The 16187-nt window shown below is 67.9% G+C and carries 16 protein-coding genes; 7 read left to right on the forward strand and 9 right to left on the reverse strand.

Annotated elements, in window-relative coordinates:
* Positions 1-11 precede the first annotated feature (11 nt).
* The 3 genes from ACLIN4_RS35530 to ACLIN4_RS35540 form a co-directional block, all read right to left on the reverse strand.
* Positions 12-932: an acetoacetate decarboxylase family protein gene (locus tag ACLIN4_RS35530; protein WP_411576647.1), complete on the reverse strand. Its 921-nt coding sequence runs from the start codon at positions 930-932 to the stop codon at positions 12-14.
* 190 nt (positions 933-1122) lie between these two features.
* Positions 1123-1332, reverse strand: coding sequence for a hypothetical protein (locus tag ACLIN4_RS35535; protein WP_411576648.1), 210 nt, complete (start codon positions 1330-1332; stop codon positions 1123-1125).
* Between the two features lie 41 nt (positions 1333-1373).
* A complete protein-coding gene (locus ACLIN4_RS35540) occupies positions 1374-2618 on the reverse strand; it encodes an NADH:flavin oxidoreductase/NADH oxidase family protein (RefSeq protein ID WP_411576649.1) in 1245 nt (414 codons plus the stop codon).
* Positions 2619-2823: 205 nt separating this feature from the next.
* On the opposite strand from ACLIN4_RS35540, the gene ACLIN4_RS35545 reads away from it, so the two are divergent.
* Entirely contained in the window at positions 2824-3882 is a 1059-nt protein-coding gene (locus tag ACLIN4_RS35545) for a DUF3533 domain-containing protein (RefSeq protein ID WP_411576650.1), read from the forward strand.
* 29 nt (positions 3883-3911) lie between these two features.
* Here ACLIN4_RS35545 and ACLIN4_RS35550 read toward each other — a convergent pair whose 3' ends face one another.
* Positions 3912-4514 (reverse strand): TetR family transcriptional regulator, encoded by a 603-nt coding sequence (locus tag ACLIN4_RS35550; protein WP_411576651.1) that lies wholly within the window; start codon positions 4512-4514, stop codon positions 3912-3914.
* Positions 4515-4718: 204 nt separating this feature from the next.
* Here ACLIN4_RS35550 and ACLIN4_RS35555 point away from each other — a divergent pair, with 204 nt between their 5' ends.
* The 6 genes from ACLIN4_RS35555 to ACLIN4_RS35580 all read left to right on the forward strand — a co-directional run bounded on the left by ACLIN4_RS35555 (position 4719) and on the right by ACLIN4_RS35580 (position 9975).
* Positions 4719-5435 carry a type 1 glutamine amidotransferase domain-containing protein gene (locus tag ACLIN4_RS35555; RefSeq protein ID WP_411576652.1) on the forward strand — a complete coding sequence of 239 codons (717 nt, stop codon included), beginning with the start codon at positions 4719-4721 and terminating at the stop codon, positions 5433-5435.
* Between the two features lie 48 nt (positions 5436-5483).
* Complete coding sequence (locus tag ACLIN4_RS35560; RefSeq protein ID WP_411576653.1) at positions 5484-6914, forward strand: aldehyde dehydrogenase family protein; 1431 nt, start codon at positions 5484-5486, stop codon at positions 6912-6914.
* Positions 6911-8017, forward strand: coding sequence for a saccharopine dehydrogenase family protein (locus tag ACLIN4_RS35565; protein WP_411576654.1), 1107 nt, complete (start codon positions 6911-6913; stop codon positions 8015-8017). Before ACLIN4_RS35560 ends, ACLIN4_RS35565 begins: the two co-directional genes overlap by 4 nt.
* Before the next feature lie 348 nt (positions 8018-8365).
* On the forward strand, positions 8366-8965 hold the full coding sequence (locus ACLIN4_RS35570; RefSeq protein WP_411576655.1) for a molybdopterin-dependent oxidoreductase: 600 nt from the start codon (positions 8366-8368) through the stop codon (positions 8963-8965).
* Complete coding sequence (locus ACLIN4_RS35575; RefSeq protein ID WP_411576656.1) at positions 8965-9660, forward strand: ferredoxin reductase; 696 nt, start codon at positions 8965-8967, stop codon at positions 9658-9660. The genes ACLIN4_RS35570 and ACLIN4_RS35575 overlap by 1 nt, the downstream gene beginning before the upstream one ends.
* A 30-nt stretch (positions 9661-9690) precedes the next feature.
* Positions 9691-9975, forward strand: coding sequence for a DUF6510 family protein (locus ACLIN4_RS35580; protein WP_411576657.1), 285 nt, complete (start codon positions 9691-9693; stop codon positions 9973-9975).
* A gap of 70 nt (positions 9976-10045) precedes the next feature.
* On the opposite strand, the gene ACLIN4_RS35585 is transcribed toward ACLIN4_RS35580, so the two are convergent.
* The 5 genes from ACLIN4_RS35585 to ACLIN4_RS35605 form a co-directional block, all read right to left on the reverse strand.
* Positions 10046-11353, reverse strand: coding sequence for an MFS transporter (locus tag ACLIN4_RS35585; protein ID WP_411576658.1), 1308 nt, complete (start codon positions 11351-11353; stop codon positions 10046-10048).
* 82 nt (positions 11354-11435) lie between these two features.
* Positions 11436-12536: a phosphotransferase family protein gene (locus tag ACLIN4_RS35590; RefSeq protein WP_411576659.1), complete on the reverse strand. Its 1101-nt coding sequence runs from the start codon at positions 12534-12536 to the stop codon at positions 11436-11438.
* Positions 12536-13774, reverse strand: a complete 1239-nt coding sequence (locus ACLIN4_RS35595) for an acyl-CoA dehydrogenase family protein (protein ID WP_411576660.1) — start codon at positions 13772-13774, stop codon at positions 12536-12538. The genes ACLIN4_RS35590 and ACLIN4_RS35595 overlap by 1 nt, the downstream gene beginning before the upstream one ends.
* Positions 13775-13812: 38 nt before the next feature.
* Positions 13813-14595 (reverse strand): SDR family oxidoreductase, encoded by a 783-nt coding sequence (locus ACLIN4_RS35600; RefSeq protein ID WP_411576661.1) that lies wholly within the window; start codon positions 14593-14595, stop codon positions 13813-13815.
* 4 nt (positions 14596-14599) lie between these two features.
* The gene (locus tag ACLIN4_RS35605) at positions 14600-16177 is read right to left on the reverse strand and encodes a class I adenylate-forming enzyme family protein (RefSeq protein WP_411576662.1); all 1578 of its coding nucleotides are present in this window, start codon (positions 16175-16177) and stop codon (positions 14600-14602) included.
* Between the last annotated feature and the right edge of the window lie 10 nt (positions 16178-16187).

Below are 16187 nucleotides of genomic sequence, written 5' to 3' on the forward strand. Positions count from 1 at the left end.
GGGCTCCTTTGCTACTTGCTGCGGCTCTGGACAGAGGTGGGGACCGGCATGTGCAGGGCGGCCTGGCCCTCGGTCATGACGTCGAACTGGATGGTCCGCTTCGGCTTGAGCGACCGCAGGTCGTCGGACATGCGACCCTCACCGAGCTGGAGGGTGATGCCACTGGTGCTGCGCGTCGTGCCCGCGTTCAGCACGTTGGTCTGATTCAGGGTGGAGTGCCACGCGCCGTCGATCCTCGTGTACGAGGTCAGCGAGCCGACGCGCTCCCCGCTCACGTAGGCCCTCTGGGCGGGGGTGTTCGCCAGGAGCGACAGGTCGAGTCCGCCGGAGTCATTGGCCACGCGGGCGGTCGTCCGGTGGGCGTCGATGTCGACGTCGAGGTCGGTGACCCACTTGGGGAAGCCGTAGCCGTCGTGGCCGCGGACCTGCGCGATCTCCGTGCTGACGGGGAGCGACAGGACATAGGAGTCGAGGTGCTCGTTCTTCAGACCGGTGACGAGGTCGAAGAAGCCGAGCTTGCCGTGCCGCGCAGGCTTGACCGCGATACCCACGGCCGCTTCGGTGTAGAAGTCGATGTCGCACACGTTGTAGCGGAAGAACATGACCGATACCAGGCCGAGGCCGGGTACGACCTCCAGCGGCGAGAGTTCCTCAGGCAGCCGGGCGCGAATGGCGCGGGACGGCGCGAGCATCGTGAGCCGGGCCGTCGAGATATTGTAGTAGAAGTTCGGGGTGAGCGTGGGGCCGATAGGGGAGTCGACCTTGATCTTGGGGAGCTTCCGGAAAAAGTCCACACTGCTGACGCGCGAATCCCGGCCGATCGCGTCGAGGTCGGGGTTCATGCGGTAGCGGTCGTACAGGCCCCCCTTGGGGACCGTGACCTCGCGGCCTCCCAGATCGACCTTGACGGTGTCCTGCTGATTCGAAGACATGGCGCATTCCTCACTCTGATGTAAGCGGCGTACACATTTTTGTTTGACTGTAGGGTTTTATGTTTGCAGCGTCAACACTGAGGTTCGGGGAGTCTGCGGGGCCTTTCATGGCCGTGATCGGCCGGCGGAGTGCGGGAGACGCCGTTCATGGGCGCGCCCGCTGCGCTGTGTGCGAGCGATTGCATGGCCCTCATCGCCTCTTTCCAAGCCGCCAGTAGGCGGTGGAGAGGATGCTGGACCACACCGTGGCTACCGCTCCGGGCAGGGTTGCGGGTTCATGCGCGGTGGCTTCGTGGGGTTCGGCGGACGGCACGTCTGCCGGGACAGGGGAGGTCGGGTGGTCGTTGTCGCCCGATCGCCCTTCGCTCAGGTCCTCGTCGTTGTGGATCGGCTCCGCCACTCCTGTACTCCCTGTGCCTGGGTGGTGCGAAGCGGCGCCGGTCAGGCCGCGCCCTGCCGCTTCGACAGCCAGGCGCGGTAGCTGCGCAGTGCCGCGCGCTGCTTGCGCCGTTCGGAGATCAGGGCGATCGCCGGGTGCGTGCCAGGCCTGGGGCTGCTTCCGCGGGCGAGGCGGCGCATCTGGTGGCGCACCTGAGCCATGCTCGCTGCGGAGGCGAGGGCCTTGTCGGCCCAATTCACCGGCCGCATCCGACGGTCGGCCTCACGGCCCTGGCTCCAGCGGTCGGGCAGGTCGGGGGTGACGGCGAGCGCGGTACCCATGCCGATGACCGCCACGCCACTGTCGAGGACCTTCTCCGCGGTCGCACGCTTGGTGATGCCTCCGGTGAGCATCAGCGGGAGCGGGCTGGTCTTGACCAGGTCCTTGGCCAGATCCAGGAAGTAGGCCTCGCGGGCCTGGGTGCGGGCGTCGGCGGAGCGGCCGGTCATCGCCGGGCTCTCGTAGCTGCCGCCGGACAGTTCGACCAGGTCGACCCCGAGGGGTTCGAGCATCTCGATGACCTGCCGGGCGTCGTCGGCGTCGAACCCGCCGCGCTGGAAGTCGGCGGAGTTGAGCTTGACCGCGACGGCAAAGGTGGGGGAGACGGCGGAGCGGACGGCCTGGACGATGTCGAGCAGCATCCGGGCACGGTTCTCGAGGGATCCGCCCCACTGGTCGGTGCGCTTGTTGACCAGGGGGGAGAGGAATTGGGACAGCAGGTATCCGTGTGCGGCGTGGATCTCGACACCGTCGAAGCCGGCTTGCTCGGCGCGGCGCGCGGTCACTGCGTACCGTGCCACGGTGTCCTCTATCTGCTGCGAGGTCATGGCGGTCGGTCGGCCGAAGCGGCTGCTGTGCTTGCCCAGGTTGACGCCGATGTCCGAAGGGCCCCACACGACGCCGGGCATCTCGGAGGCCACCTGGCGGCCGGGGTGGTTGATCTGCATCCATATCGCACCGCCACCGGACTTGCCGGCCTTCGCCCACTCGATGAACGGAGCCAAGGGAGCGTCCTCGTCGAGCACGACACCGGCGGGACCGGTGAGCGCCTCGGCGTGCACCATGACGTTGCCGGTGATCAGCAGTCCGGTACCGCCGGCGGCCCAGCGCCGGTACAGAGTGAGCAACTCCTCGTCGGGCAGCTGGCCGTCGCCAGCCATGTTCTCCTCCATGGCCGCCTTCGCGATCCGGTTCTTCAGTACCTGTCCCGAGTGCAGGGGCAGCGGTGAGAACACTTCGCTGGTCATACGGGCCCTCTCTTCCAATGGCGAGCGTAAAAATGTTTGCACCACTCACATTAGGGGTTGATGTAATCAATGTAAACATCAGAAGGTGTGGGCTGCGTCGCAAGCGGGCGGCTCGTGCTCGGCGCCGGCATACTCCGGGTGCGCCGACGGCCATTCGGAGGCATCCCGCCTGTGCAGGCGCCCGCCGTCCCGGACCGTTGGATCCATGAGACAGAGCGCCCTGTCCGAGATGAAAGACGCCGTCACTCCGCGGGCCACGCTGCTGGTGATCGGGGTCATCGCCCTGCAGCTGCTGTTCGTCGCCTCCTACGTGGGAGCCCTGCACGAGCCCAGGCTCAAGGACGTGACCTTCGGCGTGGTGGCGCCACGGGCAGTGGCGGAACAGACGGTGAGTCGCCTGGAGGGGCTGCTGGGTTCGCCGTTGGACCCGCGTGCGCTGCCCGACGAGGAGACGGCGGTGGACCAGATCGCGAACCGGGACATCTACGCGGCACTGGTGGTGAACCCGGCTGGAACCACCGACACGCTGCTTGTTGCGTCGGGTAGCGGCAGGGCCCTGTCGCTGGCGCTGGGTACGCTCACCGTCAGTGTGGAGCAGAGCCAGGGGCGCGACGTCCGGACAGTGGACGTGGCTGCGGTCTCCCCGCACGACTTCAACGGTCTGTCCTCGTTCTATCTGGTCATCGGCTGGTGCGTCGGTGCGTATCTATGTGCGTCGATCCTGGCGATCAGTTCCGGAGCGCGGCCGGCCAATCCGGCCCGAGCGGCGACCCGGTTGGGCACGATGGTGCTGGTCGCACTCGTCGGGGGACTGGGCGGTGCGGTCATCGTCGGCCCGATCCTGGGTGCTCTTCCGGGCAGTGTGTGGGCGTTGTGGGGTCTCGGGGCGCTGCTCATCTTCGCCGTCGGTGCCGCCACGCTCGCCCTCCAGGGCCTCTTCGGTGTCATGGGCATCGGCCTGGCGATCCTGCTGGTCGTCATCGCGGGCAATCCGAGCGCGGGCGGTGCCTTTCCCGCCCCGATGTTGCCGCCGTTCTGGCAGGCGATCGGCCCGGCCCTGCCGCCGGGGGCCGGCACCTGGGCGGCCCGCTCGATCTCCTACTTTCACGGCAACGGAATGACGCCCGCTCTGCTGGTGCTGTCGGCCTGGGCGGTCGCCGGCGTCCTGATCACCATGGTCGCGGCGGTGTTGCGCCGACGCCGAACCGCAGAGACAGGACCGTTCGGAGTTGAAGCGCCTGGTGTCGCGGGACGGCCGGGGTAAAACGGTATAGAGGCGGGCGGGCCGGTCGGTCAGGTGTGGGGGATCTGTACGAACCCGAACACGTCGTCGACGAGAACGGCGAGGGACAGGTCCTCGCCGCTGTCGGCCCAGCGCATCAGGGCGACGTCGAAACAGCCCAGTGCCGTGTTGATCATCGTGTGGGCCCTGAGGTCCGCGTCCGGACCGTCGGGGCCGAGCCGCGCCGCGATCTCGGGTACGAGGGCGTCGGTCCAGGCCAGGTGTTTTTCGAGGTAGCGTGCACGCAGGCCGGGCGTGTGGCAGATGACGCGGGTCGCGCGCTTCCAGCGCCCCGGATCGGCGTCCATCTGATCGGCGGCCGCATGGAAGGTGTTCCGCAGGGCGTCCCATGCCGGTCCTGCGTCGAGGTGCCTGAGCAGTTCCTCTCGGACCTCCTCGGCGCTCGGGATGCGGTCGCCGAAGACGACGTCCTCCTTGCTGCTGAAGTAGCGGAAGAAGCTGCGCTGGGAGATACCCGCCGCCGCGACGATGTCGGCCACGGTGACCTGGTCGAAGCCGGTGCTGTCGAAGAGCTCGAGGGCTGTGTCGGCCAAGGCTTCGGTGACGGCCTGGCGAGTCTTCATGCGCAGACCGGGCGCTGTCGTCTCCCTCATACAGGAAGCCTATCAATGTCAAACCTGGCAGGCTGTGTCAGTCATGGCGTACTGTGTCAGTCGTGAAGGGTGCGGTGGCGTCGCCTTGCCCGGTCGCCCGCACCCTTTGCGAGGCAGATGATGGTTTAAGCCCCTTGCGGCGCATCACGTCGATGCAGCCATCGGAACGTCGGTAAATCCGTTTCGGTAAGAGGAGGGTCTGTTGTGACCAGGGTGTTGTTCGTTGTGTCTGCGGCTGACCGGTGGACGCTGCGCGACGGTGAGGTGCATCCGTCAGGGTTCTGGGGCGAGGAACTCGCGATGCCGCACAAGATCTTTACTCGGGCGGGGTGGGAGATCACGATCGCGACCCCAGGCGGGCGGATCCCGACGCTCGACCGGTTGAGCATGTCGAGGACAGCGGGGCGGCCGTCGAAACTGCGCGAAGTCGCCGCATACCTGGACTCGATCCAGGACGAGTTGAACAGTCCGCGGTCACTGGACGAGATCGACCCGGATGCCTTCGACGTGGTGTTCTACCCGGGCGGACACGGTCCGATGGAGGATCTGTCGGTCGACCCGGTCTCAGGCGCGCTGCTGACAAAGGTGCTTGCTTCGGGCAAGCCGCTGGCGTTGCTGTGCCATGCGCCGGCGGCTGCGTTCGCGGCGAAGAACGAGGACGGCTCCTGGCCGTTCACCGGCTATCGCATGACGGGGCTGTCGAACCTGGAGGAGAAGTTCAACAGTTTCGGACGAAAGGCCATCTGGCTGCTGGAGGACCGGCTGCGGGAAAGCGGCGCGGAGTACTCCAAGGCACGCCTGCCACTGAGGCCCTACGTGGTGGTCGACCGCAACCTCTATACGGGGCAGAACCCGCCGTCCTCCGAACGCCTCGCCGAACGTCTCGTCGCCGATGTCGACGCCGCGGCAAAAGCCCAGTAGCCCACCCCGGCATCACCAGCCCCCCCCCGGATGGAAGGCCCGGCACCCATGACCGGCACCGCCGCCCCCGAGGCGCAGCAGGACCACATCCCGGAGACCGTCGTACGACTCCGGGGCACCTTCGACTCGGGCGTCACCCGGCCGGCAGCCTGGCGTCGACGCCAGCTTCACGCCCTGCGACGCATGCTACGGAACCACACCCCGGCCATTGAGGAAGCCCTCTACGACGACCTGCGCAAAGGGCGCACCGAGTCACACCTCACCGAGATCGGCGGAGTCCTGGCCGAGATCGAGCACGCCCTGCGCCACCTCGACCGCTGGATGAGACCCCGACGGGTCGCCGTGCCAATGAACCTGAAACCGGCTACGGCTCGCATCCACCCCGAACCCCTTGGCGTCTGCCTGATCATCGCGCCCTGGAACTATCCGCTGACACTCACGCTGAACCCGCTGGTGGGCGCACTGGCAGCCGGCAACGCGGCTGTCGTCAAGCCGAGCGAACTCGCTCCTGCCACCAGTGCGTTGCTCGCCGACCTCCTGCCCCGCCACCTGGAAGCCATCGCCGTGGTCGAAGGAGCCGTCGAGGAGACGACACTGCTGCTCGCGCAGCGCTTCGACCACATCTTCTACACGGGCAACGGAACGGTCGGTCGTATTGTGGCCGCAGCCGCGGCGAAGAACCTGACCCCCGTCACCCTCGAACTCGGCGGCAAATCACCCGTCTTCATCGACGAAACCGCCGACATGGCCGTCACCGCACGTCGGCTGGCCTGGGGCAAGTTCACCAACGCCGGCCAAACCTGTGTCGCACCCGACTACGTACTCGTCACCCACGCCGCCCGCGACTCCCTGTTGGCCGAACTGCCCGGCGCCGTCCAACAGATGTTTGGCCTCAATCCCCGTACCAGCCCCGACTACGGGCGAATCGTCAACGACCGCCACTTTTATCGGCTGACCGCCCTCACAGGAGCGGGCGACCTCCTCACCGGAGGCGCCTTCGACGCGGAAGAACGCTACATCGCCCCCACCGTGCTGACCGACGTGCCGCCTGGGGCCCCCGTCATGACCGAGGAGATCTTCGGCCCGATCCTCCCGGTTCTGACCGTACGAGACGTCCACGAAGCCATCGACTTCATCAACGCCCGCGACAAGCCCCTCTCCCTGTACGCGTTCACCCGCGACAAGGCGGCCCGGCAGGCCCTGCTGGAGAAGACCTCGTCCGGAGGACTCGTCTACAACGCGCCGATGATCCACCTCGGCGTACCGAACCTGCCGTTCGGCGGCGTCGGAGAATCCGGCATGGGCGCCTATCACGGCAAGACCTCCTTCGACACCTTCAGCCACCACAAGCCAGTCCTCACCAAGCCCACCAGGCCCGACACGCTGCGCCTCGTCTACGCACCGCACACCTCCCGGTCCTTCGCCCTCATCGCCAAGGCCGTGTCCCGGACTCACCCGCTCCTCGGAAGGAAGCGATGATCAGCCGCATCATCCTGCTCGGCGCCACCGGCTACACCGGTGACCTCGTCCTGAGCGCACTGTTGCGCAGAGGCGTGAGGCCCATGCTGGCCGGGCGCAACCCTGCCGCACTGGCGGCACTGGCCGAACGCTCCGGCGAACTGGACCACCTGGTGGTCGATGCCGGCACCCCCGACGGCCTGAAGAAGCACCTGCGGCGCGGTGACGTCCTGATCACCACCGTCGGCCCCTTCGAACGCTTCGGCTTCCCCGTCGCGCAGGCCGCCGCTGACGCGGGAGCTCATTACCTCGACTCCAGCGGTGAAGTCGGGTTCGTCCGCGCCCTGCACGCCCAGCACCACCGACCCGCCCGCGAGACCGGCGCGGTGATGCTGCCGGCCTTCGGTTACGACTACGTGCCCGGCATCCTCGCCGCGGCCCTCGCCATCCAGAAAGCAGGACCCACCACACGCGCCGTCGACATCGGCTACTTCGCCACCGGTCCCATCTGGCGCGGGATCAGCCAAGGGACACGCACGACCATGCGCGATGGCATGACCCTGCCCTCGCCCCGCCGAAAGCAACACCGGCTCGTCGACGAACGCACCGCCTCCCACACCCACCGCTTCACGGTGCGGGGCCGCCGCAAGTCCGCGTTCCTCGTCTCCGGCACCGAAGTGCTGTTCCTGCCGGAGGAATTCCCGTTCCTCGACGACGTCACCGTCTACAACGGCTGGTTTCCCGGACTCAGCCGCCCCCTGTCCCTCTACTCGGCCCTGGTCAACGCCACCACACGGCTCCCCGCGGGCCGCAAACTGACCGACGCGCTGACCCGGCCGCTCCTCGTCGGCCCGCCAGGCGGCCCAGATGCGGCCCTGCGCGAACGGATCCCCTCACACGTCGTCGCCGTCGCCTCCTCGGGCCTCCCGAGCCAAGCCCCGCTCGCGGAGGTCCATCTCGAAGGCCCCAACCCCTACACCCTCACCGGCGAACTCATCGCCTGGGCGGCTGACCGCCTCGCCACCCACACCGGTGCCACACCCGGTGTGGTGGGGCCCACCACCGCCTTCGGGATCGACACGCTCCGCCAGGGCTGTGCCGCACTCGGTCTCGTCACGGTCTGACCTGCGGGCGGCTGGACTCCCCGCAGAACTTCCGTCCAACAGAACCCAGCACGCCGGGTTGCACGCGCACGGCAGGCGGGGACCATGAGAGGGAGAACACGACGCGGTGCGCACGGGGAACGACCTCCCCGTCGGCCTGCCACCGGCGGACGTCGCCCCAGCTCACCGGGGGAGGACTCATAAAAGAACCCGGCTGCCCTCTCGGCCCGCGGATAGACCGCCTGCTCCGGCTCGACCCGGCAACTCCGTGCAGGACACCCGCGGGTTCGTGCACGACCTGAACGCCCGAGCCCAGGCCCACCGCGACGAAGAACGGGCGGAAGCCGACTCCGAGCGAGGAATAGAAACATGGGCGACCTGTCACCGGGATTCCACGGGAAACCCCGAGACCTCATGTCCCGGCTCCCGCCGGGGCAGTACCCGACGGAATCGTTTCCCGTCCTGTCCGCCGGGCCTACGCCCCACATCCCCATCGACGGGTGGTCGTTCACTGTGACCACCGAGGCCGGCGAGAGCCGTTCGTGGACGTGGGAGGAGATGATGGCGCTCTCGCAGGAAGAGCCCACCGTCGACATCCACTGCGTGACTCGCTGGTCCAAGTTCGACACCCACTGGCGCGGAGTCCCCCTCGACGCCTTCCTCGATGAGGTCGAGACCACCGCAGACTTCGTCGTCGCCGAGTCCTTCGACGGCTACACCGCCAACCTGCCCCTGGAGGATGTCACCGACGGCAAAGCCTGGCTGGCGCACTCTTTCGACGGCTACGCGCTCTCCCCGGACCATGGCGGCCCCGCCCGGTTGGTGATTCCCCACCTGTACTTCTGGAAGTCGGTCAAGTGGGTCAAGGGCCTCATCCTCACGCCGGACAACGAACCCGGCTTCTGGGAGTCCGCCGGCTACCACGACTACGGCGACCCCTGGCGCGAGCAGCGTTACTGGAGCGACTGATGCACGGATGGCGACGGGCACGCCTCACGGAGCGGACGAAACAGACCGCGACCGGCCGCACGCTGGAGTTCGAGGTGCCTCGGTGGCCGGGACACCTGCCCGGCCAGCACGTCGACGTCCGGCTGACCGCCGACAACGGTTACCAGGCCGGACGGAGTTACTCGCTCGCCGCTCCCGCCGACACCGACAGGGTCGAATTAGGAGTCCAGGCCACGCTCGGAGGGGAGGTCTCCCCGTACCTGGCCGACGAACTCCCCGTGGGCGCCGAGGTCGAGATCAAAGGGCCCCTCGGAGGCTGGTTCGTGTGGACACCGCGTGACCGCAACCCGCTGCTGCTGATCGCCGGGGGCTCCGGCATCGTGCCCCTAATGGCAATGCTGCGGGCACGACTCGCGTCGGATTCGGATGAGCCGTGCGCGCTCCTCTATTCCGTGCGCTCTCCGGACGAGGTCTGGTACTCCACGGAACTCGATGCCGCCGCCGACGTCGTCCGCGTGCGACGCCTCTACACCCGCACCGCGCCAGACGGCTCCGAACGCCCCGCGGGACGCATGACCGAACTCGATCTGAACGCCCTGCCGTCTTCGGCCCGTTGCTACGTCTGTGGCCCGACGGGCTTCGTCGAGCACACCGGCGCCCTGCTCCTGATGGCCGGATACGCACCCGACCAGATCCGTACCGAACGCTTCGGCTGACCCACCAACGCCACGGGGAGGAACCCTGCCATGAACCATCACCCCTCATACCTCGACGGGAACGTCCTGGCCGGCCCGCTCGGAGAGGTCTTCGCCGTCGACCCGACCACGGCCTGGCGCCTGTGCCCTTCCTGCCAACTGCCCGCGACCATGGCCCAACTACACGTCTACGGTCCCGAACCCGGCCTGACCGCCCGCTGCCCCGGCTGCGCCGCCATCGCCCTGCGTGTCGTCGCACAGCCCCGTTACCTCTGGCTCCAGTTGGGCGGCGCGGCAGGCGCTTTCCGCTTCACCCTTCCCTCCACCGCACCATGACCCGCGACGGCGTGACATCCATGAAAGGGGGCGCGCCGCGCGCCGAGGAAGGAACGCCCAGAGCCTCCCGTCAGGCGTCCTTCAGGTGAATCCCCTTGGTCTCCTGCATGAGATAGCACGCGATGCCCGTCAATGAGCACAGCAGCATGATGTACAAGCTGGAGAGCCGGGCCACGCCGTACTCGTTGAAGAGCTGGTTCAGATACGGTGCGGTGCCGCCGAAGACGGCGACGGAGACGGAGTACGCGAAACCGATCCCCTGAGTGCGAACCCGTGTGGGGAAAGCCTCCGACATGGTGGCCGACAGAAGAGCACCGGGGATGGCCACGACGGCAAGCGCGACGGAGGAAGCCACCAAGAGCGTCCAGCCCGCAGAGTCGATCAGGCTGGTGAGCGGGATCTGCAAGACGATCATCAGTGCCGCGAAAGTGATCATCATGGGCCGGCGGCCGATCCTGTCCGAGAGGCGCCCCCAAAGCGGAAGAGTGGTGAGAGCAATGCACTGGGCCGCGACGGAAGACCAGTAGGCGACGTCGGCGTCCATGCCCATACGGGTGATGGCGTAAGTGGACACGTACGAGGTCCAGGTGTAGTGGGCCGCGGTGATCCCCGAGGTCATCGTGATGACAAGTAGCACTGCACGGACCACCTGCCTGCGAGGCAACGACTGGGTTCCATCGGCCGACTTGTCGTCCGAGAACACTTCGCTCTCGTCCATGCTGCGGCGCAGGTAGAGAGCAGCGAGGGCGAGAAAGGCTCCGAAGACGAACGGGATGCGCCAGCCCCACTGGGCGACCGCGCTGTCGGACAGCAGGGATGTCACCGCGCCGCCCACCGAGTAGGCGAGGGCGGAGCCTCCGAAGATCGCGACGAACACGATGCTCCCCCAGAGGCCGCGGCTCTCGCGCGGTGCGATTTCCGCGACGTAGGTGTTGGCCGTCGCTGATTCGCCGCCGTGGGCGAAGCCCTGCGCCATACGGGCGAGCAGGAGAATCAACGAGGCCCAGGCGCCGATGGAGGAGTAGGTGGGCATGAGCCCGATGACGAGACTCCCACCAGCCATCATCAACATGGTGGTGACCAGGACGAACTTGCGCCCCCTCCGGTCGGCTATCCGCCCGAAGACGATGCCGCCCAGCGGACGCATCAGAAACCCGACCGCGAACACGGCGAGAGTCGACAGCAGTGCCGACACCTGGTCAGAAGAGCTGAACATGACGGTGGCGATGAAGGGCGCGAACACCGCGTAGGCGCTCCACTCGTACCACTCAAGAACGTTGCCGACCGTGCTGGCGAACAGAGACCTGCGTCGCGACCTAAGGGCTGGGCGGGCTCCTGCTCCAGTCGCTGCGTCGGTCCCTGCCTTCGCGTTGCTCATGACTGCTCCTTCACTGATTTCGGGCAGGGCGGAGCGACGCCCGGTGCCCAGAGATGAGGTGGTGCGCAGAAGCCGTCGGGTGTCAGGCCCGGTGGGACATGACCAAGCCGGCGTATTGTGATGCCGCCTCCAGCAGACGGGGCACTCCCGTCTCCAACGTCGGACCGAAGTCCGTGTCGTCCGGACGCTCGCCACGGCGCCAACGGGTATAGATCGCCTCACAAAAGATCGCTGCCTTCCACAGCGCGAGGGTCTGATACCAGGGCAGCGGAGAGAGGTCGAGGCCCGTGCGGGACCGGTAGCGTTCGGCCAGCTGGAGTCGGGTGAGGTAGCCGGGCGCCTGGGTCACCGGGGTCAGTTCCAGCGGAGTGGAGGGTGCACCGGCCTCGGAGTACGTCGCGGTCAGATAGCCCAGGTCCGCCAGCGGATCGCCGAGCGTGGCCATCTCCCAGTCCAGGACCGCGAGGACCCCGGCGGGTGCCTGCGGAGCGAACATGAGGTTGCCCAAGCGGTAGTCACCGTGGACCACCGAGGCGGCCTGACTCGCCGGCAGGTTGCGGCCGAGCCAGTCCGCGATCCGTTCCACGGCCGGGAGACGGCGTGAGGCGTTGACCTCCCACAAGCCGCTGAAACGGTCGACCTGGCGTCGGAGATATCCGTCGGGGGAGCCCAGGGAGGCGAGCTCCCCCCTGGTCACGTCGATGCGGTGCAGCGCGACCAGGGTGTCGACGACCGCCAGGCTGGTCGCGCGACGTTGTTCGAGCGAGGAGAGGTGGAACGGGACCGTGCCGGTGATGACCGTTCCCTCGATGTGGGACATGAGGTAGAACGGCACGCCCAAGAGCGACTCGTCCTCGCAGACGGCGACAATCTCCGGCACCGGCACCCCATGCCCGCGCAGCAGCTTCTGAATGCGGGCCTCGCGCACCATGTCGTGCGTCGACTTCGGCAGTGGCGGGCGCGGGCCTCGGCGCAGTACGACGCAGTCACTGCCGCGCACTATCAGATAGGTAACGTTGGACTGGCCGTCACCTATGCGCTGCCACGCCATCGGCCCGTGCCCGACACCGTGCGCGTCGAGGAAGGCGGTGACCGTGTCGACGACCAGAAGGGGAGGATTCTCGAGATGCCGGGCAGCGGCCCAGGTCGCGACGACCTCCACCCGGTCGGGGACGGTGTGCATCACGCTCCCTCGCCCCGGCCGACCACGACATCGCCCCGGTAGCGCTCACCGGCCCGGACCGCCGCGCTCCGGCTGGCCGAGGCCCGGCGGGCGATCGCCCACTTGTGAGTCTCGTTCGGACCGTCGTAGATGCGGAACGGGCGGACCTCGTTGAGGTACTGCGCCAGCGGAAGCCCGTCGGAGACCCCGTCACCACCACAGACCTGGATGGCCCGGTCGACGACGCGGAAGATCGCCTCCGAGCAATGCACCTTCGCGATCGACGACATCGCCGACCCCGCCTTCGGATCGGTGTGGAGCAAAGCCGCGGTCTTGGTGATGATCGCGTCGGACGTCTCGATGTCGATCACCGACTCGGCGATGAGGTTCTGCGCCAGACCGAGCGAGTCGATCGGACCGCCGAAGAGCTCCCGCCGCCCAGCCCGGTCCAGGGCGATATCGAGCGCCCGCCGCGCCAGTCCCAGCCACCGCATGCAGTGAGTGAGACGCGCCGGACCGAGCCGTACCTGCGCGTACCGGAAGCCGAGACCCACCTCACCCAGCACCGCGTCGTCGGGGACGAAACAGTCCTGTACGAAGAGGTGAGGGTGGCCGCCGTCGATGGCGCGGTCGATGGTGTGGATCGCCTCACCGACCCTGAGGCCCGGGTTCGTCATGTCGACGAGGAACATGGTGGCTCCCTCCGGGAAGCCGTCCACGGCCGGGGTCCGTGCCATCACGATGCAGAAGCCGGCGCCGACCGCACCGCTGGTGAACCGCTTGTGGCCGTTGATGATCCAGCCGCCCGAGGTACGCGCGGCCCTCGTCCGCAGGGCCGCCGGGTCGGACCCGGCCCCCGGATGGGGCTCGGTCATGCCGAAGCAGGATCTGATATCTCCCGCGGCCAGCGGCACGAGGTACCGGTGCTTCTGCTCCTCGGTCCCGATCAGGTTGAGCATGTGCATGTTCCCCTCGTCGGGTGCCATGCAGTTGAGCGCGCTGGGACCGATCGGTGAGTAGCCGGCCTCCTGCAGGATCGGTGACCAGTGTTCGATGGGCACCCCCTGCCCTCCGTACTCCTTCGGCACGTGCGGTGCGAAGACCCCAGCGTCTTCCGCCGCCGCCTGCAGCCCGTCACGCGCGGCCTGGTCGAGACGCTCGCCGGGGGCGGGTTCCGCGTCGATGACGATCTCGCGTATGAACCGGCGCGTGCGCTCACGCAACTCCGCCACCTCGGGAGGGAGGTGAGTGAAAGCCATGACTGTCCTTTCGGGGTGGGGCGCGCAGGGCGTGGTCGTCAAGCGGTGCCGCCGGCGACCCTCAGGCCGCCGTCGACGGTGAGGACCTGGCCGGTGACCCAGGAGGAATCGTCCGAGGCCAGATATGCCACCGCGGCGGCGACATCAGCAGGCACGCCCAGGCGGTTCATGGGGTAGTCCGCGGCCACCTGGTCCTCCTTGCCTTCGTAGAGAGCTCTCGCGAACCGCGTCTTCACCACGGCGGGCGACACTGCGTTCACGCGGATCTCCGGACCGAGTTCGACGGCGAAGGTTCTGGTCAGGTGGGACACTGCTGCCTTGCTCACCCCGTAGAGACCGATCCCGGGCGACGGGGTCTCCGCGGTCACCGAGGAGAGGTTGACGACGGTTCCCCGGCGTTGGGCGAAGCGAAGGGATTCGTGCGCCGCCGCGTCCTGGACCCAGGCGAGGGTGGCGAGGACATTCACTTCCAGCACTTTGCGGGCGACATCGACGTCCAGCTGAGTGAGGGGACCATAGGTAGGATTGATGCCCGCGTTGTTCACCAGGACATCGAGCCCGCCGAACTCCCGCGCGACGCTGTCGAGGACTTCGCGACGGTGCTCGGGATCGTCCGCCCTACCGGCGACGGTGAGGACGCTGTCCGGGGGGAAAGAGGCCGCGGCTTCCTCGAGCGGACCGGCTTTGCGGGCGGTGATGCACACCCGCGCCCCCTCGGCCACCAGCCGTTCGGCGATCGCGAGGCCGATGCCCCGGCTCGCGCCGGTCACGATGGCGGTGCGCCCCGTGAACCGGTCCCGCACCGTGTGGTTCTGGTTCAACGGATCAGCCTTTCGAGGGGGAGGACAGTCCCGTGGTGTCCGCTGCACGAAGCTCGGCGCGCCGGATCTTGCCGCTCTGCGTCTTGGGAAGGTCGGCGATGAAATGGACCCGCCGAGGGCACTTGTAGGCCGCCAGGCGGTCACGGGAGAAGGCGATCAGTTCCTCCTGAGTGAGGCTCGCACCCGACTTGAGCGATACATAGGCGACGACCTTCTCGCCGCGGTAGTCGTCCGGCTCCCCGACGACAGCGGCCTCGTGCACCGACGGGTGCTCGTACAGCACGTCCTCGACCTCACGGGGCCAGACCTTGTACCCGGACACGTTGATCTGGTCCTTCAGACGGTCCACCAGGTAGACCCAGCCCTGTTCGTCGATGATGGCGACATCACCGGTACGCAGTCGCCCTCCGGACATCGTCTGCTCGGTGGCCTCCGGCTTTCCCCAGTACCCGGGTACCACCTGGGGGCCGCTGAGTTCGAGTTCGCCCTGCGCCCCAACGGGTGCCGGAACGCCGTGCAGATCGATGACGCGTGCCGTGAGATGCGGCAGCGGCATCCCGATCGACAGCGTCCCGCTCGGCCCATGGACCGGCGCCTTGCGTCCGGGTGGCACGGCGATGACGGCAGAGGTCGTCTCGGTCATCCCGTAACCGTTGTAGATGTAGGTGCCGAACCGCTCCTGGAACCGCTCGACGGTCGCCGGCGGGATCGGCGCACCCCCGGAATACAGGGTCTTCACCGAGGCGAAATGCCGTGGCTCAGCCTGCGGCAGCTCGTAGATCGCGTTATACGCCGTGATGGAGCCGATGGTGAAGGTCACGCCGTGCTCGGCAAAGGCCTCCAGGGCCACTTCAGGGTGAAAACGGCCGGCGAGGACGAGTGTGGTGTCGGTGAGCAGCGACATCGTCGCGTTGACCACGGCGCCGGTGATGTGGAACAACGGCGCGATGGCGAGGACGACGTCACCGTCGCTCACGCCGGTCCATGCCGTGTACGTCGTCACCACGCTGAGGACGTTGCCGTGGGTGTTCATCGCCCCCTTCGGCGGTCCGGTCGTCCCGGAGGTGTAGGTCAAGAACGCGACGTCGTCACGGCTCAGCCGGGCCGGTGCGGGCCGGAAACCGGCGAACTCCTCGATCAGCGCGGCGAGATCACCGTCCGGTGCCGGGGCGGCGCGCTCCGTCGTCGCGAAGACCCGTGGATCGTTCCGGGACTGGTAGTCCAGCGCCGACGTACTGATCAGCCACCGGACCGTGCTTCCCGCCAGGGCCTCCAGCGTCTCCTCGACGTCGGTGTCCGCGCAGACCACACCGACCGCACCGGCGTCGTCGATAATCCGGCACAGCTCCTGCCGCCGGTACATCGGGTTGAGCCCCAGGGCTGTGGCTCCCAGCTTCCACAGGGCCAGCAGGACGAGGGCGTACTGCGGGACGTTCTGCAGATAGACGCCGACGCGGTCGCCCGGGCGGGTTCCGCGGCTCTTGAGCGCACCTGCCAGGGCATCCGACGCCGTGTCGACCTCCTGAGCGGACATCACGCCGTCGAAGTAGCGCAGTGCCGGGGCGCCCGGGTTCTTCGCCACGCGAGCGGTC

It is taken from the genome of Streptomyces mutabilis (assembly GCF_046628145.1).
Classification (GTDB): Bacteria; Actinomycetota; Actinomycetes; order Streptomycetales; family Streptomycetaceae; genus Streptomyces; species Streptomyces mutabilis.

Bases quoted from the DNA above. Each gene is read 5' to 3' on its own strand.
- ACLIN4_RS35530 (WP_411576647.1), bottom strand. From the start codon at position 932: ATGTCTTCGAATCAGCAGGACACCGTCAAGGTCGATCTGGGAGGCCGC.
- ACLIN4_RS35540 (WP_411576649.1), bottom strand. From the start codon at position 2,618: ATGACCAGCGAAGTGTTCTCACCGCTGCCCCTGCACTCGGGACAGGTA.
- ACLIN4_RS35545 (WP_411576650.1), top strand. From the start codon at position 2,824: ATGAGACAGAGCGCCCTGTCCGAGATGAAAGACGCCGTCACTCCGCGG.
- ACLIN4_RS35550 (WP_411576651.1), bottom strand. From the start codon at position 4,514: ATGAGGGAGACGACAGCGCCCGGTCTGCGCATGAAGACTCGCCAGGCC.
- ACLIN4_RS35560 (WP_411576653.1), top strand. From the start codon at position 5,484: ATGACCGGCACCGCCGCCCCCGAGGCGCAGCAGGACCACATCCCGGAG.
- ACLIN4_RS35565 (WP_411576654.1), top strand. From the start codon at position 6,911: ATGATCAGCCGCATCATCCTGCTCGGCGCCACCGGCTACACCGGTGAC.
- ACLIN4_RS35570 (WP_411576655.1), top strand. From the start codon at position 8,366: ATGGGCGACCTGTCACCGGGATTCCACGGGAAACCCCGAGACCTCATG.
- ACLIN4_RS35575 (WP_411576656.1), top strand. From the start codon at position 8,965: ATGCACGGATGGCGACGGGCACGCCTCACGGAGCGGACGAAACAGACC.
- ACLIN4_RS35580 (WP_411576657.1), top strand. From the start codon at position 9,691: ATGAACCATCACCCCTCATACCTCGACGGGAACGTCCTGGCCGGCCCG.
- ACLIN4_RS35585 (WP_411576658.1), bottom strand. From the start codon at position 11,353: ATGAGCAACGCGAAGGCAGGGACCGACGCAGCGACTGGAGCAGGAGCC.
- ACLIN4_RS35590 (WP_411576659.1), bottom strand. From the start codon at position 12,536: ATGCACACCGTCCCCGACCGGGTGGAGGTCGTCGCGACCTGGGCCGCT.
- ACLIN4_RS35595 (WP_411576660.1), bottom strand. From the start codon at position 13,774: ATGGCTTTCACTCACCTCCCTCCCGAGGTGGCGGAGTTGCGTGAGCGC.